Origin of the sequence: Cnuibacter physcomitrellae (genome assembly GCF_014640535.1) — a bacterium.
In the GTDB taxonomy this organism is placed as follows: Bacteria; Actinomycetota; Actinomycetes; order Actinomycetales; family Microbacteriaceae; genus Cnuibacter; species Cnuibacter physcomitrellae.
The window spans coordinates 1843418-1864814 of the sequence record NZ_BMHD01000001.1 but is presented as its reverse complement, the minus strand read 5'-3'; the positions used below and the strand labels follow the sequence as shown (position 1 = coordinate 1864814).

Sequence of the window (21397 nt, the reverse complement as noted above, 5' to 3'; positions counted from 1 at the left end):
GTCGATCCCCTCTGAGGAGACCCAGATGTCGACCGACCAGCTCCATCGCCCGACCGATCCGATCACCCTGACCGTCGTGGGATTCCGGTGGGTGTCCGATGCCGAGGGTTCCCGCGACGAGGTGATGCTCGCCGAGGGGCTCGTCCTCGGCCCCGGTGGACAGCTCGTGGTGGCTCGCCCCGGGCTGCGTCTCGACCCGGCTCCGGACCGGACCGTGCTCCACCTCGAGTCCCGGTTCGTGGGCGCCTTCCCTGAGAGACAGCTTCCGCGCCTGACCCTGGTCGTCACGTGCGACCGCATCCACGGCGAGGACATCGTCCTCGCCGGGCTGCCGACATCGCAGCCCGAGGTCTGGAAGCTCAGCCTCAACGGCAGGATGGTGAACGACTCCAGCTGGGTCCGGGTGAAGACGGGCGACCGTGTCCTGGTTCTGACCTGGCAGCATCATGAGCAGGGACTGACTCCGCTCCTCGGCGTCGAGGTGGGGTCCGCGGGTGCCGGGCCCGACTACACCGAGGACATCCCGACCGCGATCGCCCCCAGGGTCGAGGCCAGGAGAGACCTCCTCAAGCGATTCTGCGACCAGCTCTTCCCCGCTGACCCCAACGCATGGGACCGCAACGCGATCATCCTGGCAGCGTTCTGCTCCGACCCGAGCGACCCGCTCAAGGCAGCTACGACGGCTCTCGCGGCGTGCGGCATGTCGACGAAGAACCTGTCCCACACGGGCCGTTTCGTGGCGTACCTGCGGAGGACCCTCGCCGATTGTCGTGACCCGCATGTGGAGACACAGGAGGCGACGCTCGAGGACGTCCTCAGGATCTCCGCCTTCCCGCTCAGAGAGGACGACGCGCGGGCGCTGCTGATCGACCGGCTTCGCAAAGCCGGGCTGGTGACCCCCCGAGCCCGAGGGGTCATCGCCAAGCTGACGGCAGCGGGCTCGTGAGCGCGTTCGAGTTCGTCGCGTCCGCCGCAACCTTGCTGGGCCCACGGGCGCAGCAGAGCGACGCCACGTGGGTCAGCCACTCGGTCCTGGTGCTCGCCGACGGTGCCGGCACGGGATGGGGGGCGCGCCGAGCGGCCGACCTGGTCGTCGAGCACTACGCCGAGTCGAACTGGTCGGCGCCGGTCGAGGTGCTCCTCGACGGCCCCCGCGCGCTCGCTCGGCGTCTCGACGCGGGCGACGTCGCGGATGGCGCGACCGCGTCGGTCGCCGCACTCGACGGCGACGGCCGCCTGTGGCTCAGTGCAGTAGGCGACAGCCGCATCCTCATGCTCAGGAGAGGGTCCGTCGTCCACCTCTCCCGTCTCCACGAGCGCAGTGCGGTGCTCGCCGATCTGGAGCCGTCATCCCCATCCTCCTCGAGGACATCCGGAGGGCTGACCCGCATGATCGCGCGCGACCGTGACGATGTGCCCGACGTGTCCGTGCTGGCCGCCCAGGAGGGCGACGTGGTGGTGCTGATCAGTGACGGTGTCGGTTCGCGTCTCTCGCCCATGACGATCGCTCGGATCGTCCACGAGGACACGCGTGGCCGAGCCTCGCGCAATCTTGTCGACGCGGCAGCGGAGCGGGGACTCTCCGACAACGCGACGGCGCTGGTCGGGGTGCTCCGCGCCTCCGCGGAGCAGGGGGGAACGTGAGCATGGGGGACAGGACGAGGATCGACTTCGGTCGATGGACGGTCGGGGTGGGTGCTCGAGTCAGTGGGCTGCACCACGACGTCTTCGAAGCGACCGTGATCGAGGGACCCGACCCGGGCATCGAGCTCGTCGTCAAGCAGACTCGCGTCGATCCTGACGACGCCAAACGCGGCGCCCGAGAGGCGCGTGCCTACGCGAAGCTCAGAGACCTCACGGGATCGGAACGATCCCGTTCGAGGATCGTCGCGTGCCTGGCATCGATCAGGGACGAGACCACGTACTCGTTCCTTCTCGAGAGGCTGGGGAGCTCGGTGACGGCTGTCGCGGCGGGGACTCTCGATGACACCGCGCGTCGCGAGCTCATCGAGACCGTGCTGTGCGACGTCCACCACGCACTGGACATCTTGCGCCAGCGGGGATTCGCGCACCGCGACGTGCATCCCGGAAACGTGCTCGTCCCACTCGACGACCGGCCTGACACCGCCCCCGAGCAGGTCACCTTGATCGACTTCAGCCACGCCTACCATCAGGGCGATCCGGACATGCCGTCGTCGGGCTCTCTCCCGGGATCGCGGGTCGTGCAGAGCCCGGACATGCTCGTGAGGATGAGCGCTCACCGCGGGTTCGTTGACGACGTCTACGCCCTCGGCATGACAGCACACATCCTCCTGGACTCGACGCTGCCCACAGCCTGGACCATCGACGACCGACGTGTGCCCTATGCGCAGAGATCGCCTGACTTCGCCCCGTTCCTCCCGCGGGCGAGTCGATGGCCCGATCCGCTGCCCGAGGGGTACCGTCTCGTGCCCGACACGGTGCTCATCCGTCGGGTGCTCGGCGACGGGCCGGACGACCACGCAGCTCACGCGATCATGGCCATGCTCGAGTCGGACGGCACGGCGCGCGAAGAGCTCCTGCCGATGATCGAGGCCCACATACAGCTGTTGCGGGAATCACGGCGCGGACCAGGCATCGAACCTCCGACGGGGAGATACGACGGTGTCGTCCTCGGCGACTTCGTCGAGGACGACGAGGAGAGCGATGTCCTCTTCTCGGACGTCGTGGAACCTCACGGCGCAGCGGGCCGGCCCGAACCCGGTCCCCCGACGGTGGCGTCCGGCGACGATCCCTCCTGGGCTCCGTGGCTGGCGGCACCCGAGTACTACGCGCCTCACTCCGATACCGCGAGATCGTCTCGGAGGAGCGACTCCCCGCCGCGTCGACGCAGACGGAGGTCGTCGTTCTCGCCGCGTGCGCGGAAGGCGGCCTCGTGGGCGATCGTCGTGATCCCACCCCTGCTGGTCTTCGCCGCTGCCGTCTTCGCGCCCGTCGTCGGCCTGGCGGCGCTGGACGTCCAGCGCCCCGCGGACTGGGTGGTCTGGAGCATCCTGATCCTCGGTCTGATGATCACCCTCTTCGTGTCGCTCACCGCGCAAGAGGACGCGAAGCTCCTCGCTCCGTTTCTCCGCTCGCTCGCGGCGTCACTGGTGGGCGCACTCCTCTTCGTGTATGTGCCGACGCTGTTCGTCAACGGTGTGAGCGCCGTCGTCTACGCCTACCTGCCCGGCATCCCCTGGAGGGTGAGCGAGTGGACGGTACCCGAGGCCCTGCTCGTGCTGCTCCTCGCTGCCGCGGTGGTGGCCGTCCTCGTGGCGATCATCGGGCGGGTCACCAAGGGCATCCCCCGGAACGTGACACGTGCCACGACGGCGATGGCCGTGATCGCCCTCGTCGCCGTCGTGACGATTCCTGCTCTGATGGCCTTCCCGCCGTGGGAGGCGACTGCGCGTTCCAGCGCCGTGGACTGCGGGACGACGGCTGTCCCGTTCCTCCGAGGAGGAACCGACCGGATGTGCCTTCCCGCCGTCGAGGGCTGGCGTTCGATGTCGGATGAGGAGTTCGTCGCCGACCCGACGGCGGTCGCTGGAGGCTTCACCACGGTGTCGAGTGGTGGGGGGTCGGTGATGGCGCTGCGCTCCCTGGCGCAGCCCTGCCTCAGCGCGCTCGTCTACGGGTACGACGTGGGTGGAGCCGTTCCCGTCCGAGCCGAGGTGGAGAGGGCGACCGCACCAGATCAGCCGAAGGTCCTCCTGACTCGGATCAGCACGGACGGTACGGTCGACCGCGTCCGGTTCGGTGCGACCGACTACACCGTCTTCCGTCCCGTCGACGGCAACGACGAGTCGATGATGATGTACGTGGCCTACTCCGTGCCGCCCTTCCGCAACCTCGCTGCCGATCCGCCCGGCCTCTTCGGAACGACCGGAGCGCTGGTCCAGTTCGTCGAGCGGGATTGCGCAGCCGACGTGGAGACCCACGAGTCCCTCGACGTGGTGCGTGCGGCGCTGCTATCCGTTCTGAGGGTCTCCGACACGGGGAATCTCAGTCGTTCGTACCTCAGCGTGGACTCCGCTGCTCTTCAGGGGTTGGGTCTCACCGGGGACAGCATCGAGATCCCGGTCGGTGGCGGTCTCTCGCCCGCGAGGGTCGACGACATCGACGGGATCCGCACGAATGGGCAGGGCTTCGCCGCCGCTGTCCTCGCCTTCAGCACCGGTGACGACGCGCCCACGGCGACGATCGTGTTCTCCACCACCAAGCCTGCCGGCATGGAGGCCGCCACGACCGGTCCGGGTGGCTGGACCGTGTCGAAGGCGCAATCCGACGCGACCCTCGACGAGACCTACTATCGCGAGACGGACGTCGGTGGCACATCGGTCTACATCTCGATGCGTGTGTACGCGGGCCCCCAGGTGCCATTCGGATCGGATGCCAGCGATGCCGTCGCCCGCCTTCTGACGGGTATCGACCTCTCCTCGGCGAAGGTGGACTGAGATGCAGAAGCGCGGAGGGCGCGGTCCGATGAACGGGGAGATGATGTGCCTGACCTGCGGTGACGTCTACCGCGGCGTCGATGACCTGGACTGGGTGACGCCGTCCGGTGAGAAGGGGCCACCGCCGCCGGTGGTGCGGCGGCACTCCGACCGCGCCGTCCGTCGTGACTGGGTGGCGAAGGGATACCTCCCCCACTGCGGCCGGGGACATCTGATGCCGGGCGCCGACGGTCTGGGCAACCCGCTGCTGGTCATGAGCCTCTTCGGGGAGAAGGGCGCGGGCAAGGGCACGCTGCTCCGGGGAATGGAGCGACGGCTGTCGTCCGGTCACCTCATTCCGAGGGGCATCAGCGGAAGCGTGCGGAAGGACCAGGAGGGGCGCTTCGACCGGGAGTACCCCGATGCACCCCTGGAGTCGACTCAGAGAGCCACGGAGGACAAGCCTCGCGTGCCCATCTACTTCGACGTGACGGTGGCCGATCGGCTTCCGACGCAAGGGGCGCAGACGAACACACGCCGGATCGACCTCGCCGTGTTCGACACCGGATGGGAGGACCAGCAGACCGAGGCCGGCGTCGCCCTCGCCGCCCCCTTCATCCCGTACACGGATGTCATCGTCTTCGTCGTCCCGCCGGCGAGCCTGGCCCTGCTCCCACCGGAGATCATGCAGCCACCGGGCACGGTGGAACTGCAGAGCCCTACGCAGACCGAGCGGGGGATGAACGTCGTCGTCTCACGTCTCCTCGACGCCGATCACACCCCGGACGAGAGGCGGCGGCGGGCGACGGTCATCATCGCTCTGACCAAGTGCGACCGCTACGTCGGGATCGACTCCTTCCCCTCCGATCTCCTTCGGGATCGGGACTACGGTCCGAGCGCTCCGCCCGTCGGATCCCAGATGGCGGCGGAGCAGGCTCAGCTGAACGCATTCGTGCGCGATGCCGGGGGGCTGCAGCTCCTAAACCGCGCGGCGCAGATCAACGGCACGGTCAGCATCCACGCGATCAGCGGGACGGGCGCCGACGACCCGCGTCGGGCCCCGGCTCCGGTGGCCGCCCCGAATCGCAGCCTCGACCCCCTCGTCCTGGGGCTGCTCCGCACGGGAGCGTGGCCGAGCGGCGCGGCGGTGACAGCATGAGCGCGATGGACGCGACCCGGGGGAGCCAGGGGTACGAGCAGCTCATCCACACCTGGGCGCTGCGCACGCTCGAGGGCAGCGGTGCGGGCATCGTCGCGGCGACGCGCGGCTGGCCGACGTCCAGGAGCAGCCTCGATCCCGAGGTGGCGAGCATGGTGGACTTCCTGCCACAGGGGTCGGCGCTGGCCATCGAGAGAGGTGCGGTCCCTCCGACCGCTGTGGAGTTCGGTTTCGATCGAGCGGGTCACCGCCGACTCGTGGTGAAGCGTTATGCGGGTGATGACGCGGCGGGGCGGCCGGGGCGCGCGATCGTCCACGCCCTGATCGATCCGAGCATGACGCTGACAGCACGATCCGCGTGCAGGCTGGCGCGGTCAGGGGCGCTGGCCCGCGACTGGGCGTTCGACGCTGTGCCCGACCCCGAGCTCGACCGGTTCGATCCGACCCGCGTACCGGCATCGGATGAGGCGACCCCGACGAGCGACTCGCGCACTGGCGCCCTGATGGCGATCATCCTCGAGGCGCTGACGACGCGGATCCCGGTCGTCGTCCAGCGCGTCAGTGATCCGCTGCCCCTGCTCGACTCCGTGCTCGTCCTCCTTCCGTCAGCGCTGACACGCGACCTGACGTTCTCGACCTATCGAGCGGATCCCAGAGACTCCGGCGCACTGCTCACGTTCGAGTCGGAGTCGTTCGGAACACCCTGGACGTCGGGGCCCCAGCGCGTGATCCCGCTGGATGAGGTCGTCGTGACCGGCCCCGTGGCGAGGGTCATCGATGCCATCACGGCCGGTCGGGTCCTTCCGGACGGCTTGGACTCGTTGGCGTCGATCGAGGCGCACCTCGCGCTCGAGCAGGCTGTGGAGGCGGGGCCGGGGCAGGCGACGATCGACCAGATACGACGGGTCCTGTCGTCGGATCGGGGTCTGGTCTGGTGGGAGACGCCTGGGCGCGCTGCAGAGTTGATCGACAGGCTGACCGCGGGCGGTCCAGCGGCCGTGAGAGACATGGCCGGCGATCTGCGAGGAACCCCCATCGGCGAGCGGGTAGCAGGGGTTGCGGTCCAGGAGGCCGTGAACCGGTTGTCCCGTGACCCTGTGACCGCGGCGCGACAGGCCGCGATCGCGCGGCAGTTCGCCGTGGACCCCTGGCGAACGCACCAGGCGATCGTGGGGAGGCTGAGCGAGCTCTTCGAGGCGTCATCGCTCGGGGCTGCTCATCGGGCCGCGTTCCCCGAGGAGTTCGCCCGCGTCGTCGCCGTCGGACGTGCCACATCGCGTGACGGCCGACCCGCCGGGGTGGAGTCTCTGCGTTCCGTCCCGGCCGGGCCGTCGCCAGGATCCGCTGTCTCGGATGCCGTTCCGTCAGGGTCACCGTCGCCGTGGGACCTTCCCCGATCTCCATCGGGCTCGGGGCGGGCGAGGCGGCGGATCGCAGCGCGGCTCGGAGCGCTCACGCTCGTGGTGCTCTCGGCAGTCGCACTGGGCATCTGGGGGCCGGGCGTCGCGACGTGGGGAGCGCTGGCCGTGACGACCGCGACCGCAGCCGTCGTCCTCATCCTGGGTGAGCGGGCCCGGTGAGGTCGTCAGGCGCGACCCATCGCAGATGCGGCGGTCACGGTCGCATGTCGTCGTGTGCGACGACCCGCGACAGCTCGACGCCCCCGTCGGCGAGCAGCCAGAAGTGCATCCGGCGAGCGGCGGGGGTCTGCGACTCGACGTTGAGCCGGATGCACCGGGCACCGTCCGACGGACGGACCACCTCCGTCGCCTGAGCCGTGGGACCCACGCGCAGCGGATGCGCGCTCCTCGCCTGGACCTCACGCCAACGACCAGCCGCCACGTCGACGGCGCAGCGCCAGGCTTTCGTCCGCAGCGGAGCAGGCAACGTGCGGATGCTCTCGGCGAAGTCACGTCCGATGGTCACGGCCTGCAGCGGATACGACACGCGGTCGGCAGGGGAGAACCGCCGAAGCCAGGTCATGGTGATCTCGTGCCTGACCCATTCCTCATCGTCGGTGAAGACGATCACCGGCTCGGCCGGCTCGTCCTCGTCGCGCCGCGACTCAGCGCGAAGGCGGGACCGCAGCCTCTTGAGGTCCTCCTGTGCCTGCGCCAGTCGACGGTGCAACGTCGTGTTCTCCACGTCGAGCCGACGGAGCTGCTCCTGGAGCTCGTCGGTTCGGTCCCGGAGCGGCTGGTCGAGCTGCACCGGGCGCGGCGGGACGTGCCGGAGGCCCGGGCCCGGCAGGGGCCGGAGCTCCCGGAGACCGGGGTGGGTCGTGACAGCAGAAGTACCGGGCGTGAGGACCATGTGCGACTCCGTTCGTGCCGATGACCACCGGGCGGTGGCGTCGACAGCGACTGTACGAGCGGGATGGACGCCCCGGTTCTGGCTGACACGACCCATGTCACCCAGGGCGCACGCAGCGCGGAGGCCGGCGCGCCGGCCCCGGGCTCAGCCGACGTCGCCGTCGACGTAGTACCAGCGGCCGCGCTCGCGGACGAAGCGGCTGCGTTCCCGGAGCACGCCCCGCTCGCCCTCGGCCGTGCGGTACCGCGCCTCGAAGGCGACCTCGCCGCGGTCGTCGAACGGGCCGCCCGCACTCGTCGAGAGGATGTCGAGACGCAGCCACCGGGTGTCCTCCTCCAGGTCGACGGAGGCCGGCCGGGTCGACGGATGCCACGAGTCGAGCAGGTAGGCCGCGTCGCCCACCGCGAAGGCCGAGAACCGGGAGCGCATGAGCGCCTGGGCGGTCGGGGCGACCACCGAACCGGCGTGGATCGGCCCGCAGCACTCGCCGTAGGGCAGGCCGCTGGAGCAGGGGCAGCGTCCGGCGTCGTCCATCGTGGTGATCTCCTCGGAATAGTTGCCGTCTATAAACTGTTTCACTGCTCGTCCCTGTTACGGGCCACGAGAGGATGCATGTGACCGACGCCGCGAAGGACCCCGACGATCAGACCTGGTTGAGCCAGCGGGAACGCGCCCGGCTCTCCCGACCCACTAACCAGCGTGCCGTGGTCGTCACCCTCGCCGCCACCGGACTGGTCGCCGCGTTCATGATGACGCTGATGACCCCGCTCGTCCCCGAGCTGCCCCAGCTCGTCTCGGCCGACGCCGAGGATGCGCAGTGGGCCATCACGGTCACGCTCCTCGCCGCGGCCGCCGCCACGCCGATCGCGGGTCGCCTCGGCGACCTGTACGGCAAGCAGCGGATGGTCCTCATCCTCCTCGCGCTGGTCCTCGTGGGCTCGGTGGTCGCGATGTTCGCGAACGACCTCGTGCCGCTCATCGTCGGCCGCGGCCTCCAGGGGCTCGGGATCGGCGTGATCCCGCTCGGCGTGAGCATCCTCCGCGACGTGCTGCACCCCGACCGTCTCGGCTCGGCGGTGGCGCTCGTCAGCGCCACGCTCGGCGTCGGCGGGGCCGTCGGTCTCCCCGTCGCCGCGGTCATCTCGCAGTACCTCGACTGGCACTACCTCTTCGTCCTCAGCGGTGTGCTGGCGGTGGCCGGCTTCGTCCTGGTGCTCGTGTTCGTGCCGCCGTCGACGCTGCGCAGCGAGGGCGGCTTCGACCTCGTCGGGGCGATCGGCTTCGGTCTGGGCCTCGTCGGCGTGCTGCTCGGCGTCTCGAAGGGCTCGACGTGGGGCTGGACCAGCCCCGCCACCCTGGGGTCGATCATCGGCGGCGTCGTGGTGCTCGTGCTGTGGGGGCTCTTCGAGCTGCGCCACCCGAGCCCCCTCATCGATCTGCGTGTCGCCGCCCGTCGCACGGTGCTGCTGACGAACCTCGCCTCGATCACCGTCGGCTTCGCGTTCTTCGCCAGCACGGTGGTGCTGCCGCAGCTGCTCGAGTCGCCGACCGCGACGGGCGTGGGCCTCGGCCAGGACATGCTGATCGCGAGCCTGTGCCTCATGCCCAGCGGTCTCGTGATGTGGGCGATGTCGCCGGTCGCCGCGCGACTCACCGCCGCTCGGGGTGCCCGGGTGAGCCTCCTGCTGGGGCTCTCGATCATCGTGGTCAGCTACGTGATCGGCCTCTTCCTCATGACCGAGGTGTGGCACGCGATCCTCGTCTCCACCGCGGTGGGCTTCGGCGTCGGGTTCGCGTACTCCTCGATGCCGAACCTCATCATGGGCGCCGTCCCCGCCACCGAGACCGCCGCCTCGAACGGCCTCAACTCGGTGATGCGCACCCTGGGGTCGACCATCGCGAGCGCCGTGCTCGGCGTGGTCCTCACCTCGAACGTGGTGACGGTCGGCGCGGTCACCACACCGAGCTTCGACGCCTTCCGGATCGCCTTCGGCGTCTCCATCGCCGCGGCCGTCGTCGGCGTGCTCCTCACCGCGTTCATCCCCCGGCATCATCGCGCCTACGAGGATGCGAGCCTCCCCGATGCCGGCGACCTCGAGCGGGCCCTCGCTCGCACCGGCTCGGTGTCCGTCGTGGCGGACTCGCGGCGTGCTCTCGCCGAGTGAGGGGGTAGCGCGGTAACCTCGAAGGAACCTGTGAACCTTCGAGAGGGGATTCCACGATGACCGATCAGCCCACGCCTCCGCCGTCGCAGCAGCCGGGCTACGGCGCTGCGCCCTCGTACGGCAGCGGCCCCGCCGCCGGCGGCACCCCCAGCGCCCCGGTGAAGGCGCCTCCTGGAACCGACTTCCCGGGCAAGACGCTCGGCATCGTCGGTCTCATCCTCGCGATCCTCATCCCGCTGGTGGGTCTCATCCTCAGCATCGTGGCCCGGGTCCAGTCGAAGAAGGCCGGGTACAAGAACACGCTCGCCACCGCCGGCATCATCGTCGGCGCCGTGCTGATCGCGCTCTACATCATCCTGTGGATCGTCATCGCGATCGCCGCAGCGTCGGCCATCGGCGGGGCCGTCGAGATGTGTCAGCAGCTCGGCCCCGGCACGTGGGAGATCAACGGGGTCACCTACACCTGCAGCTGATCCGCTCCATTCGTCACGACGACGCCGCCCGCGCTCCGGCCCGGGCGGCGTCGTCGCGTCTGCGGAGCAGGAGTCGTCTCCCGCATCCGACTGGCAGGATGAGGACATGGGACGCTTCACGCTCGGAACCCTCTCCACGGCGCCGGTCTCCGACCGCCCGGACCTCGTCGCCCCGCCCGTGCTGGCCGCGCTCGAGAGCCTCGGGCTGACGGATGCGGTGGGCGTCGTCGAGATCGACGCGGCGCTCTCCGACACGGCGGCGACCCAGGAGGCGTACGACCTCGTCGGCGACGACCTCGCGAACTGCGTCGTCGTCGCGGGCAAGCGCGAGGGGGAGGAGCGGGTCGCGGCCTGCGTCGTGCTCGCCACCACCCGCGCCGACATCAACACCGTGGTGCGGAAGCGGCTCGACGTGCGCAAGACGTCGTTCCTCCCCATGGATCGCGCGGTCGAGGAGTCGGGGATGGAGTACGGCGGCATCACGCCGATCGGGCTGCCGACGGACTGGCCGGTGCTCGTCGACTCGCGGGTGGCCGAGCGCCCGGTCGTCGTGGTGGGCAGCGGCGTCCGCCGGTCGAAGCTGCTCGTGCCCGGGAGCGTGCTCGCCGGGCTCCCTGCCGCCGAGGTGATCGAGGGGCTGGCGCGACCGATCGAGTCGTGAGGGCCGGCGCTGCCGCACCATCCTCCACGGCGCCTCCGCATCCGTCATCGATCGTCACACGGCGGAGGGCCCGCAATAGAGTGGGGTGAGAAGACGCACGTCCTTTCGACCCGCAGGAGCAGACACATGCCCGCACGCATCTACAACGACGTCACCGAGCTCGTGGGGCACACCCCGCTCGTGCGCATCAACCGGCTCGACGGGGCCGACAAGGCGACGGTCGCCGCGAAGCTCGAGTTCTACAACCCGGCGAACAGCGTGAAGGACCGCATCGGCGTCGCCATCATCGACGCCGCCGAGAAGGCGGGTGCGCTGAAGCCCGGTGGCACGATCGTCGAGGGCACGAGCGGCAACACGGGCATCGCGCTCGCGCTCGTCGGCGCGGCCCGCGGCTACAAGGTCATCCTCACGATGCCCGAGACGATGTCCCGCGAGCGGCGCGCCACCATCCGCGCCTACGGCGCCGAGATCGTGCTCACCCCCGGCAGCGAGGGCATGCGCGGTGCCGTCGAGAAGGCGAACGAGATCGTCGCCACGACCGAGAACGCGATCCTCGCCCGCCAGTTCGAGAACGCGGCGAACCCGGCGATCCACCGCGCCACCACCGCCGAGGAGATCTGGGCCGACACCGACGGCGAGGTCGACGTCTTCGTCGCCGGCATCGGCACCGGAGGCACCATCACCGGTGTGGGCCAGGTGCTCAAGGAGCGCAAGCCGGGCGTGCAGATCATCGGCGTCGAGCCCAAGGACTCCCCGCTGCTCACCGAGGGCAAGGCGGGGCCGCACAAGATCCAGGGCATCGGCGCGAACTTCGTGCCCGAGATCCTCGACCGCGAGGTCTACGACGAGATCATCGACGTCACGCTCGACGACTCGCTCCGCCTCGCGCGCGAGCTCGCCGCCAAGGAGGGCATCTTCGCCGGGATCTCGTCGGGCGCCATCATGTGGGCCGCGCTCGAGGTGGCGAAGCGACCGGAGAACGCGGGCAAGACCATCGTCGCGGTCGTCTGCGACTTCGGCGAGCGCTACATCTCGACGCCGCTGTACTCCGACCTCGCCGACTGAGCGGGGCAGACGAGCGGATGCGGGTGGTTCCGGTCTCGGTGCGCCCTCGTGATCGCGCCGGGGCGGACAGTCGCGGGCGTCAGCCGGTGGCTCACGCTGCGCTGTCCCGGAGTGAGGTCGTGAGCGCTGTGCGGCGGGGCGCGACGCCGTGGGCGTCCTCCGCATCCGATCGCTGCGGGGTGGGCTCGTGAGCGTGCTGGGACGGATGCGGGAGGACGTGGCGGCCGCGCGTCGCCACGACCCGGCAGCGCGATCCGGTCTCGAGGTGGTGCTGGCGTATCCGGGCCTCCACGCGGTGTGGGTGTACCGCATCGCGCACCGGTGGTGGCTCGCCCCCGGCCTGCGGCTGCCCGCGAGGCTGCTGTCGCAGTTCGCGCGGTTCCTCACCGGCGTCGAAATCCACCCGGGCGCACGGATCGGCCGTCGCCTGTTCATCGACCACGGGATGGGCGTCGTCATCGGCGAGACGGCCGTGATCGGCGACGACGTGATGCTGTACCACGGCGTGACGCTCGGCGGGAAGAGCTCACGCCGCGAGAAGCGTCATCCCACGCTGGGGTCGCGGGTGACGGTGGGGGCGAACGCGACGATCCTCGGGCCGGTGACCATCGGATCCGACTCGAGCGTCGGCGCCGGCGCCGTCGTGGTGAAGGACGCGCCTCCGCGCTCCGTGCTGGTGGGCATCCCCGCGCGCGACGTGAGCGCCCCGCGCAGCCCCTTCACGGACCCCGCCTCCCCGTCGTACATCGACCCCGCCATGTACATCTGACGCGCCCTCCCCGTTTCGCCACACGGGTGGCCTTTCGCCACCTGCATGCGCATGGCGAAAGACCACCCGTGTGGCGAAACCGAACGGGACGGGCTACTGCTCGTAGCCGAGGTTGTCGTTGAGGTAGTCCTCGTCCTCGCCGAAGACGTCGTCGCCCTCGTCGTCGCGCTCGTCGCTCGCCTCCTCGATCGAGTCGGCCTCCTCGGGGTCGACCGACTCGGCGTCCTCGAAGGGCTCGAGCTCGTCGTCGATGCGTGCGTTCACTGATCACTCCTCGTGGTCGGGTGGGGTGCGCGGATGCCGCGACCGAGTCCCAGCGTAGGGTGCCGCGGATGCACTCGCATCCGGTGTGCGCATCCAGCCTGCCGGTGTTCACTGAACGGATGGAGTCGCTCTGGAGGGCAGGCCGCGCGCCGATCCCGTCGCAACCGTTCACGCCGGGGGAGGAGTATGACGACGTCGTGGTGGGGGCCGGGCTCACCGGGCTCACCACGGCGCTGATGCTCGCCGAGTCAGGGCGCCGGGTGGTCGTCCTCGAGGCGCGCGACGTGGGTGCGGTCGCCACCGGCAACACGACCGGGAAGATCAGCCTGCTGCAGGGGACGCGGTTGTCGACCATCCGCCGTCATCACTCGGAGGCGGTCACACGGGCGTACGTCGACGCGAACCGCGACGGGCAGGACTGGCTGCTCGACTTCTGCGAGCGGGCCAGGGTCGCCGTGCAGCGGCACGAGGCGTTCAGCTACGCGCAGACCCTCGACGGGGTCCCCGCCGCCGAGGCCGAGGTGAAGGCGGCGACGGAGGCGGGGCTCGACGTCCGGCTCGTCCGCGCGCTGGACCTGCCGTTCCCCGCCGTCGCGGCGGCGGCCCTCCCCGACCAGGCGCAGGTCGACGCGATGGAGCTGCTCGCCGCGCTCGCGGCCGCGTTCGAGCGCGCGGGCGGGGTCATCCACACGGAGTCACGTGTCACCGGGGTGTCGGCGTCGCCGCGGGTCGAGGTGCGCACCTCCCACGGCCCCGTCTACGGATCGACGGTGACGCTCGCGACCGGGACCCCCATCCTCGACCGGGGCCTCTACTTCTCGAAGGTGCGGGGATCGCGGTCGTACGGGCTCTCGTTCGCCTTCGACTCCCCGCCGGACCTGCCGTCGGGCATGTACCTCTCGGTCGACTCGCCCACCCGGACCGTCCGGACCGCGCCGCGCGCCGACGGGATGCAGCTCGTCACCGGGGGCAACGACCACCCGACCGGGCGCGTCGAGTCGGAGCAGGCCCTCGTCGACGACCTCGTCCGGTGGACCCTCGACGCGTTCCCGGGCGCGCGGCTGACCCACACCTGGTCGGCGCAGGACTACGAGTCGCACAACCTCATCCCCTTCGTCGGACGCCTGCCCCGCGGCCGCGGGCGCGTCTACATGGCCACCGGATACGCGAAGTGGGGCTTCACCAACGCGATCTGGGCGGCGATGCGGATCGCGATGGAGATCCGCGGGGACGGCGTCACCGCCGCGCCGCCGGGGTCCTGGCACCGGGTGCTCGGCTCGCGCCTCACCGTGCCCGCCGACCTCGGCCGCGGACTCCTCGAGGGAGTGTCCGTCGGCGCGGCCGCGGTGCGCGGCTGGGCGGATGCGGAGCGGGACGCCGTGCCGGTGCCCCGGCCCGCGGAGGGCGTCGGCGTGGTCGCGCGGTCGGGCCTCGAGCCCGTCGGGGTGTCCACGGTCGACGGACGCACCTGCGGCGTCAGCGCGGTCTGCACCCACCTCGGCGGCGTCGTCGAGTGGAACGACGCCGAACGCACCTGGGACTGCCCCCTGCACGCGTCGCGTTTCGCCGCCGACGGCACGGTCCTCGAGGGCCCCGCCACCCGCCCCCTCCGCCGCCTCCGCTGAGCCCCCGCGCTCCGCCGCTTCCGCCGCTGTCATGCGCAGGGCGCCGGCACGGGGCGGCACTTATGGCGAGTGACGCGCGGTGCTTTTGCGTGTGTGGGGCAGCTTGTGGAGCGGGTGCGGTCCGCCGGGTGAGCGCAAGGAACTCCGGGCACTCATGGGATAGTCCGTTGGGACTCCGAAAGTCACCCGCGCAGGGCTCGATATATCCGGAGCTCGCTCACCAGGGGTCCTACTTCCGCGATCGGAACCAGCGGACGGCGACCTCCGCGGCTGTCGGGATGTCCACGACCTCGAGGCTCATGCCGTCCGCCCCGTGCACATCTATCCCCGCATCGCTCGCCCGGACTCCGTCGTCCCAGTTCAGCCCTGCTGGGCTCAGTCCCGCCTCCAGTCGCTCCCCATCGAAGTCGCAGCGCCAGGTCCTCATGATCCTCTTGCCGTCTTCGACATCGAGGCTCACCATCATCCACGGTGCCTCGGAGCCGGCGTCCTGGTGGTACCAGAAGTCGGCATTAGGTATCTGCTCGACCACCAACCGGCGAAAGAGCTGTTCGTCGTCTGTCGGCTTGCTGGTTCTACTCATCGATCGGCTCCGCTGTCGACAGGATCTGCGCTTGCGAATGAGGAGTGTTCAGCTCGTGGGTGTGGTCGCCGGGCACGGGCGGCGGTAGTCGCATCCATCATGGAAAACGAGAATAGATCACCGAATCTGTGCTTGATGGGTGCACGGGTGTGAGGGATGTGTCCAGCAACCGCATCGGGCGCGGCGATAGCATCGGGGGATGGCGGCGGACAGCATCGGGTCGATGGTCCGGCGCACGCGCGGCGGGGCGGTCGGCGGGGCGCACGCCGGGGGCGTGCTGAGCTGGAAGGGCATCCCGTACGCGGCGCCGCCCTGGCGTGAGCGGCGGTTCCGCGCGCCGGAGGCACCGCATCCGTGGGAGGGCATCCGCGACGCGACGCGCTTCGGGCCGATGGCCCCGCAGACGCCGTTGCGGTCGATGGAGGTCGCGCCCGACGTGCGGATCAGCGAGAACTGCCTCACCCTCAACGTGTTCGCGCCCGAGGACGCAGGCCGTCCCGGCGTCGACCCCAAGCCCGTCATGGTGTGGATCCACGGCGGCGGCTACTTCAACGGCACGCCCGCGCAGCGCTACTACGACCCGACCGTCCTGGTGCGCGAGGGCGACGTGATCGTCGTGACCGTCGCGTACCGCCTGGGCGCCCTCGGATTCATCGACTTCACCGCGCTCGACCCCACGGGAGAGCACGGCTTCGTCGCGAACGCGGGTCTCCGCGACCAGATCGCCGCCCTCGAGTGGGTGCGCGACGACATCGCCGCGTTCGGCGGCGACCCCGACAACGTCACGCTCTTCGGGGAGTCGGCCGGCGGCGGCAGCGTCGTGTCGCTGCTCACCTCCCCGCGGGCGGCGGGCCTCTTCCACCGCGCGATCGCGCAGAGCGCCCCGGTCTCCAGCGTGTACGGCCCGGCGCGATCCGAGACGGTGGCCCGCCGATTCCTCGACATGGCCGGGATCGACCCCGCCCATTCGGAGAGGCTCCGCGAGCGGAGCGCCCGCGAGCTCGTGGCGCTCGGCGGCGAGCTCATCGCGCAGGTGTCGAGCGACGTCCCCGGCACCCTCGCCCTCGCCCCCGTCGTCGACGGCGACGTGCTGCCGGACTACCCGCTCGAGCTCGAGCGGGCCGGGAAGGCGCATCCGGTGCCCCTCATCATCGGCACGAACCACGACGAGTCGAGCTTCTTCAAGCTGATGCGGTCGCCGCTCATGCCGATCACCCCCGAGGCGGTCGACCAGATGTTCGCCGAGATCGCGGTCGACCGGCCCGAGCTCGAGGGCGTCGGATCGCGCATCACGAGCGCCTACCCGTCCTATCCGCGACGCAGGACCCCCGCCGAGGTCTCGCGTGACGCCGCCTTCCGGATGCCGTCGATCTGGCTCGCCGAGGCCCACGCCCGCCTCGCGCCGACCTTCATGTACCGCTTCGACCACGCCACACCGCTGCTGAAGCGGTCCGGGATGGGGGCGACGCACGCCTCGGAGCTCGCCTACGTCTTCGGATCCTTCGGACCCTGGGGCCGCGACCTCGTCTTCGCGCTCGGCGGCCGGCGCGAGGCGGGCGAGGTATCACGTCGGATGCGCGACCGCTGGACGTCGTTCGCTCGCGACGGCGTGCCCACCCTCGACGGGGACGCGTCGGCATGGCCGACCTACGACGACCGGACGAGGTCGACGCTCGTGATCGACGCGCAGGACACCGTCGTCGACGACCCCGACTCGGCCCAGCGCCGCGCGTGGGGGCCCGAGGTGCTCGCCTTCCTCTGACGTGGGCGCCCGGCCCCTTCGGCTCGTGCCCCGCGTGGAATCGCGCGCGTCCGCCCTTCCTGATCCGTCACTTCCTGCTAGTCGCGGCCCTCCGCACCCGCCGAAAGTGACGGACCAGGAGGGCGCGCGGGCCTCCCGCTCGGGGAGGCTGCGTCCATGCGAGGATGGGGCGTGGTCGTGGCGCAGCAGTTCGAGATCCCGCTGTGGGTCGACCTCGCGGCGACCGCCGCGGGCGCCGTGCAGGGGGCGATGTTCGCCGCCCAGTTCAAGGACCGCCGCCTCGACCTGCTGGGCGTCGGCATCATCGGCGTGGTCACCGGGTTCGGCGGCGGTATGCTCCGCGACCTGCTGCTCAACCAGGTGCCGGCGGCGCTGCAGTCGAACTGGTACATCCTCGTCGCGACCGGCGCAGCGCTGCTCGGCATGCTGCTGCAGCGCCTGTTCTCGCGGATCAACATCGCCATCGTCATCCTCGACGCCGTGAGCCTCGGTCTCTTCTGCGCCATCGGGGTCAGCAAGGCGCTCTCGGTCGGACTGCCCGTGGTGCCCTCCCTCTTCATCGGCGTGGTCGCCGCCGTCGGCGGCGGGATGCTGCGCGACGTCCTCCTCGGACTCCCGATCGGCGTGATGCATGTCGGGTCCCTCTACGCCGTCGCGGCCGGTGTCGGCGCGCTCTTCCTCGTCGGGGCCACGGCGAGCGGGGCCGACATCACCGTCGCAGGGATCGGATGCGTGATCGTCACCACCGTCATCCGCCTCCTCGCCGTCCGCTTCGGCTGGAGCCTGCCCGAGCAGCGCGCCCTCAGCACGCTCCGCCGCCTGCGCCGCCAGCGCGGCGGAGCGCTCGACTGACCAGCGACTGCTTGCGGTACTGAACCTGAGCAGCTCCTGGGAGGGCGGGGCGCGCGTGAACGCTGCGCGTCCCGCCCTCGTTGGTCGTGGATGAGGGCGGAGGTGGGAGTCGAGGCGTCGTCGGATGCGACGCGGGAGCGTCTCGCGGGACGCATAGACGACGCAAAGAACCGCCACCGGATCCTGCCAGACGTCCTCGGTACGGTCGAATAGTTGTTGAAGCAACCAAGAGACAGGAGCCGAGATGAAGACTCTGACCAAGAAGCTCACCCTTGCGACCATGGCAGGGGTGTCCGTCTCCGTGGCACTCGCGGGCTGCTCCACCGGCACGCAGTCGGCGGCGGATGCGGGCCAGGTCCCGTCCGACGCGCCCGCCACGAGCAGCGCGCCCGCGACCTCCGGCAGCAGCGACAGCGGCAGCAGCAGCAGCGGCAGCAGCGCATCCGGCGGCACCTACTCCGACGGCACGTACGAGGCCACGGGCAACTACCAGTCGCCGAACGGCACCGAGGAGGTCGACGTCTCGGTCACCCTGAAGGGCGACGTCATCACCGCGGTCACGGTCACCCCCGAGGCCACCAACCCGACCTCCGTGAGCTACCAGACGAAGTTCGCCGACGGCATCGCGGCGGAGGTCGTGGGCAAGAAGATCGACGAGATCGACGTCTCGCGCGTCGCCGGATCAAGCCTCACCAGCGGCGGCTTCAACGCCGCGATCGAGACCATCAAGAGCGATGCCGCCAGCTGACCTCGCGGTCGACGCGCGGCACACCCTCGACTTCGACGCGATCGGCACACGCTGGCAGATCGAGACCGACTCCCCGCTCGACGACGCCACCCGCGCGGCCGTCGCCGAGCGGATCGAGCTGTTCGATCGTGCATACTCGCGGTTCCGGCCCGACTCGCTCGTGTCCCGACTGGCCCGCGAGGGTGGGCGCCTCGAGTTCCCGGCGGATGCGGGTCCGCTCTTCGACGTGTACGACCGCGTCTCGGCGCTGACCGACGGTGCGGTCGATCCCCTCGTGGGGCGCGAGCTCGAGCGGCTCGGGTACGACGCGGAGTACTCGTTCACGCCGCATCCGGAGCGCGTGGCTGAGACCCGCCGCTGGTCGGATCTCCGGCGGGAGGGCACCGCGGTCGACCTGTCCTCGCCGGCCTTGCTCGACGTGGGCGCAGCGGGCAAGGGCCACCTCGTTGACATCGTCTCCGACCTGCTCGTTGCGCGCGGGTACGAGCGCTCGGTGGTCGACGGGAGCGGCGACCTGCGGCATCGCCTGGGGCGCCCCGGCGGCCTGGGCTCCGCGGCGCCGGGCGGGGCGATCCGCGTGGCTCTCGAGCATCCGCTCGATGCCACGCAGGCGATCGGCGTCGCCGAGCTCGGCGAGGGCGCGCTCTGCGCCTCGGCGGGCAACCGCCGGGCGTGGGGCGACGGGGTGCACCACATCCTCGACGCCCGCACGGGGCGGCCCGCCCGCGAGGTGATCGCCACGTGGGTCATCGCCGCCACGGCGCTCCAGGCCGACGCGCTCGCGACGGCGCTGTTCTTCGCCGGCGCGCACACGCTCGCGACCGCATTCCCCTTCTCCTACGTGCGGATGTTCGCCGACGGCCGCGCGGAGATCTCACGCGACTTCCCCGGGGAGCTGTTCACATGAGAGACCTCAAGGCCCGCCTCGACACGCTCGTGGGCAGGGTGACGATGTACCGGCAGATGACGATCGTCCTCGCGGCCCTGGTCGTCGTGGCGTTCGTCGCCTCCGCCGTCGGACAGCTGTTCTACACTCCGCTCGAGCTCGCGCTGAGCCTCGTGGCGCTGCTGGTGTCGACGGTCGTCACGGGCTGGGTCATCGCCCGGATCGTGCGGACCAAGGCGCACGTGGAGTCGAGCGTCATCACCGCGCTCATCGCGTTCTTCGTCTTCATCCCCGTCGGCGACGTCAGCGGCCTGCTCGTGCTGGTCCTCGCGGGCGCGATCGCCTCGGCGAGCAAGTACGTGGTCGCCTGGCGTGAGCGGCACATCCTGAACCCGGTCGCGGTGGCCGCCATCGTGATCACGGCGACCGCGCTCGGCGTCGCGGGGTGGTGGATCGCGAACCCCGTGATGCTGCCCTTCGTCGCGGTGGGGGCGTTCCTCATCCTGTGGCGCAACCGGCGGCTCAGCGTCGGGGTGACCTTCCTCGCTCTCGCCACGGTGATCCTCACCGTGAGGTTCGTCCTGGTCGGCATGGGTGTCGGCGACTCCCTCGCCCTGGCGTACACGTCGTTCCCGCTGGTGTTCCTCGCCGGGTTCATGCTGAGCGAGCCCCTCACCCTTCCGCCGAGGCGTTGGCAGCAGCTGCTCGTGGCCGCGATCGTGGCCGTGCTGTTCTCGGTGCCGTACCAGATCGGTCCGGTCTACTCGTCGCCCGAGATCGCGCTCGCGGTGGGCAACGTGGTCGCCTTCGCGTTCGGTCAGCGCGGGGCGCTGCGGCTCGCGCTCGTCGGCTCGCGACGGCTCACCCCCACGTCGACGGAGTACACCTTCGAGGCGCGCCGCCCGGTGCGCTTCAGGGCGGGCCAGTACCTCGAGCTCGCCCTCCCGCACCATGGCGTCGACTCCCGGGGCACGCGTCGTGCGTTCAGCCTCACCTCGTCGCCGTCGGATCCTCGCCGGGTCTCCATCGGAGTCCGTCACGCCGTCGACGGGACCCGCTCCTCGTCGTACAAGACCGCGCTCGCCTCCCTGCGTCCGGGCACGAAGCTGCGGGCGACCTGGGTGGGCGGCGACTTCGTGCTCCCCTCGGATGCGTCGACGCCGCTCGTGCTCGTCGCCGGCGGCATCGGGATCACCCCGTTCGTCAGCCAGCTCGCCGACCGCTCCACGGGCGGGTCGACGCCGTCGGATGCGGTGCTCGTCTACGCCGTCTCCAGCCCCGACGAGCTGGCGTACGCCGACGAGCTCGCGGCCGCGGGCATCCGCGTGCTCGTGACCGGACCGACGACCACGGACGGGCTGCCGCCGTCGTGGGAGCACCTCGGGCCGGGCCGCATCTCGTCCGAGCGCCTCGCCGCCGCGATCCCCGACCTCGCCTCGCGGCACGGCTACGTCTCGGGCTCGCCCGGGTTCGTCGACCACGTCACCGGCGAGCTCCGCCGCGCCGGCGCGCGCCGCCTCCGCACCGACGCGTTCGCCGGCTACTGAGCCCGGAGGGATTGAGCAGAAACTACTCCTCACGTCCGGCGTCCTCGCTCTCCTACCTTCGACGGAAG

20 protein-coding genes are annotated in these 21397 nt (G+C 70.8%); 16 read left to right on the top strand and 4 right to left on the bottom strand.

The features are described 5' to 3' along the window. The first annotated feature begins 25 nt into the window (after positions 1-25). Genes IEX69_RS08640 through IEX69_RS08620 form a run of 5 tightly spaced genes read left to right on the top strand, consistent with a single transcriptional unit; the run spans position 26 to position 7196 of the window. A complete protein-coding gene (locus IEX69_RS08640; protein ID WP_085020615.1) occupies positions 26-946 on the top strand; it encodes a hypothetical protein in 921 nt (306 codons plus the stop codon). Continuing rightward, positions 943-1644 (top strand): PP2C family protein-serine/threonine phosphatase, encoded by a 702-nt coding sequence (locus IEX69_RS08635; protein WP_085020614.1) that lies wholly within the window; start codon positions 943-945, stop codon positions 1642-1644. Before IEX69_RS08640 ends, IEX69_RS08635 begins: the two co-directional genes overlap by 4 nt. 2 nt (positions 1645-1646) lie before the next feature. Then, positions 1647-4478: a protein kinase domain-containing protein gene (locus IEX69_RS08630; RefSeq protein WP_085020613.1), complete on the top strand. Its 2832-nt coding sequence runs from the start codon at positions 1647-1649 to the stop codon at positions 4476-4478. Between the two features lies 1 nt (position 4479). Beyond that, entirely contained in the window at positions 4480-5616 is a 1137-nt protein-coding gene (locus tag IEX69_RS08625; RefSeq protein ID WP_085020612.1) for a hypothetical protein, read from the top strand. 5 nt (positions 5617-5621) lie between these two features. Further along, positions 5622-7196 carry a GAP1-M domain-containing protein gene (locus tag IEX69_RS08620; RefSeq protein WP_157127270.1) on the top strand — a complete coding sequence of 525 codons (1575 nt, stop codon included), beginning with the start codon at positions 5622-5624 and terminating at the stop codon, positions 7194-7196. 34 nt (positions 7197-7230) lie between these two features. Here the strand turns inward: IEX69_RS08620 and IEX69_RS08615 are convergent, their stop codons facing one another. Next, positions 7231-7929, bottom strand: coding sequence for a hypothetical protein (locus IEX69_RS08615; protein ID WP_085020610.1), 699 nt, complete (start codon positions 7927-7929; stop codon positions 7231-7233). 144 nt (positions 7930-8073) lie between these two features. Next, positions 8074-8463, bottom strand: a complete 390-nt coding sequence (locus IEX69_RS08610; RefSeq protein WP_085020609.1) for a YchJ family protein — start codon at positions 8461-8463, stop codon at positions 8074-8076. Positions 8464-8537: 74 nt separating this feature from the next. Here IEX69_RS08610 and IEX69_RS08605 point away from each other — a divergent pair, with 74 nt between their 5' ends. The 5 genes from IEX69_RS08605 (at position 8538) to epsC (ending at position 13062) form a co-directional block, all read left to right on the top strand. Then, complete coding sequence (locus IEX69_RS08605) at positions 8538-10094, top strand: MFS transporter (RefSeq protein WP_085020608.1); 1557 nt, start codon at positions 8538-8540, stop codon at positions 10092-10094. Between the two features lie 56 nt (positions 10095-10150). Beyond that, a complete protein-coding gene (locus IEX69_RS08600) occupies positions 10151-10567 on the top strand; it encodes a DUF4190 domain-containing protein (protein WP_085020607.1) in 417 nt (138 codons plus the stop codon). Between the two features lie 106 nt (positions 10568-10673). Then, complete coding sequence (locus tag IEX69_RS08595; protein ID WP_085020606.1) at positions 10674-11228, top strand: YbaK/EbsC family protein; 555 nt, start codon at positions 10674-10676, stop codon at positions 11226-11228. A gap of 126 nt (positions 11229-11354) precedes the next feature. Beyond that, positions 11355-12293 (top strand): cysteine synthase A, encoded by a 939-nt coding sequence (cysK, locus tag IEX69_RS08590; protein ID WP_085020605.1) that lies wholly within the window; start codon positions 11355-11357, stop codon positions 12291-12293. Between the two features lie 187 nt (positions 12294-12480). Continuing rightward, positions 12481-13062 carry a serine O-acetyltransferase EpsC gene (gene epsC / locus IEX69_RS08585; protein ID WP_085021570.1) on the top strand — a complete coding sequence of 194 codons (582 nt, stop codon included), beginning with the start codon at positions 12481-12483 and terminating at the stop codon, positions 13060-13062. Between the two features lie 93 nt (positions 13063-13155). Here epsC and IEX69_RS08580 read toward each other — a convergent pair whose 3' ends face one another. Next, entirely contained in the window at positions 13156-13326 is a 171-nt protein-coding gene (locus IEX69_RS08580; protein ID WP_157127268.1) for a hypothetical protein, read from the bottom strand. A gap of 68 nt (positions 13327-13394) precedes the next feature. On the opposite strand from IEX69_RS08580, the gene IEX69_RS08575 reads away from it, so the two are divergent. Further along, positions 13395-14951 (top strand): FAD-dependent oxidoreductase, encoded by a 1557-nt coding sequence (locus IEX69_RS08575; protein WP_229756286.1) that lies wholly within the window; start codon positions 13395-13397, stop codon positions 14949-14951. 229 nt (positions 14952-15180) lie between these two features. On the opposite strand, the gene IEX69_RS08570 is transcribed toward IEX69_RS08575, so the two are convergent. After that, positions 15181-15534, bottom strand: a complete 354-nt coding sequence (locus IEX69_RS08570; protein ID WP_085020603.1) for a hypothetical protein — start codon at positions 15532-15534, stop codon at positions 15181-15183. Positions 15535-15733: 199 nt separating this feature from the next. Between IEX69_RS08570 and IEX69_RS08565 the strand changes: the two genes are divergently transcribed. The 5 genes from IEX69_RS08565 (at position 15734) to IEX69_RS08545 (ending at position 21329) form a co-directional block, all read left to right on the top strand. After that, positions 15734-17296, top strand: coding sequence for a carboxylesterase/lipase family protein (locus tag IEX69_RS08565; RefSeq protein WP_217348622.1), 1563 nt, complete (start codon positions 15734-15736; stop codon positions 17294-17296). Between the two features lie 156 nt (positions 17297-17452). Beyond that, positions 17453-18148 carry a trimeric intracellular cation channel family protein gene (locus IEX69_RS08560; RefSeq protein ID WP_085020602.1) on the top strand — a complete coding sequence of 232 codons (696 nt, stop codon included), beginning with the start codon at positions 17453-17455 and terminating at the stop codon, positions 18146-18148. A 244-nt stretch (positions 18149-18392) separates the two neighbouring features. After that, positions 18393-18896: a hypothetical protein gene (locus tag IEX69_RS08555; protein WP_085020601.1), complete on the top strand. Its 504-nt coding sequence runs from the start codon at positions 18393-18395 to the stop codon at positions 18894-18896. Beyond that, positions 18883-19803, top strand: coding sequence for an FAD:protein FMN transferase (locus IEX69_RS08550; protein ID WP_085020600.1), 921 nt, complete (start codon positions 18883-18885; stop codon positions 19801-19803). Before IEX69_RS08555 ends, IEX69_RS08550 begins: the two co-directional genes overlap by 14 nt. After that, complete coding sequence (locus IEX69_RS08545; RefSeq protein ID WP_085020599.1) at positions 19800-21329, top strand: FAD-dependent oxidoreductase; 1530 nt, start codon at positions 19800-19802, stop codon at positions 21327-21329. The genes IEX69_RS08550 and IEX69_RS08545 overlap by 4 nt, the downstream gene beginning before the upstream one ends. The last annotated feature ends 68 nt before the right edge of the window (positions 21330-21397 follow it).

Coding starts and splice junctions, on each gene's coding strand:
- IEX69_RS08640 (WP_085020615.1), top strand. CDS start 26: ATGTCGACCGACCAGCTCCATCGCCCGACCGATCCGATCACCCTGACC.
- IEX69_RS08630 (WP_085020613.1), top strand. CDS start 1,647: ATGGGGGACAGGACGAGGATCGACTTCGGTCGATGGACGGTCGGGGTG.
- IEX69_RS08625 (WP_085020612.1), top strand. CDS start 4,480: ATGCAGAAGCGCGGAGGGCGCGGTCCGATGAACGGGGAGATGATGTGC.
- IEX69_RS08620 (WP_157127270.1), top strand. CDS start 5,622: ATGGACGCGACCCGGGGGAGCCAGGGGTACGAGCAGCTCATCCACACC.
- IEX69_RS08615 (WP_085020610.1), bottom strand. CDS start 7,929: ATGGTCCTCACGCCCGGTACTTCTGCTGTCACGACCCACCCCGGTCTC.
- IEX69_RS08610 (WP_085020609.1), bottom strand. CDS start 8,463: ATGGACGACGCCGGACGCTGCCCCTGCTCCAGCGGCCTGCCCTACGGC.
- IEX69_RS08605 (WP_085020608.1), top strand. CDS start 8,538: ATGCATGTGACCGACGCCGCGAAGGACCCCGACGATCAGACCTGGTTG.
- IEX69_RS08600 (WP_085020607.1), top strand. CDS start 10,151: ATGACCGATCAGCCCACGCCTCCGCCGTCGCAGCAGCCGGGCTACGGC.
- IEX69_RS08595 (WP_085020606.1), top strand. CDS start 10,674: ATGGGACGCTTCACGCTCGGAACCCTCTCCACGGCGCCGGTCTCCGAC.
- cysK (WP_085020605.1), top strand. CDS start 11,355: ATGCCCGCACGCATCTACAACGACGTCACCGAGCTCGTGGGGCACACC.
- IEX69_RS08575 (WP_229756286.1), top strand. CDS start 13,395: ATGCACTCGCATCCGGTGTGCGCATCCAGCCTGCCGGTGTTCACTGAA.
- IEX69_RS08570 (WP_085020603.1), bottom strand. CDS start 15,534: ATGAGTAGAACCAGCAAGCCGACAGACGACGAACAGCTCTTTCGCCGG.
- IEX69_RS08565 (WP_217348622.1), top strand. CDS start 15,734: ATGGCGGCGGACAGCATCGGGTCGATGGTCCGGCGCACGCGCGGCGGG.
- IEX69_RS08560 (WP_085020602.1), top strand. CDS start 17,453: ATGCGAGGATGGGGCGTGGTCGTGGCGCAGCAGTTCGAGATCCCGCTG.
- IEX69_RS08555 (WP_085020601.1), top strand. CDS start 18,393: ATGAAGACTCTGACCAAGAAGCTCACCCTTGCGACCATGGCAGGGGTG.
- IEX69_RS08550 (WP_085020600.1), top strand. CDS start 18,883: ATGCCGCCAGCTGACCTCGCGGTCGACGCGCGGCACACCCTCGACTTC.
- IEX69_RS08545 (WP_085020599.1), top strand. CDS start 19,800: ATGAGAGACCTCAAGGCCCGCCTCGACACGCTCGTGGGCAGGGTGACG.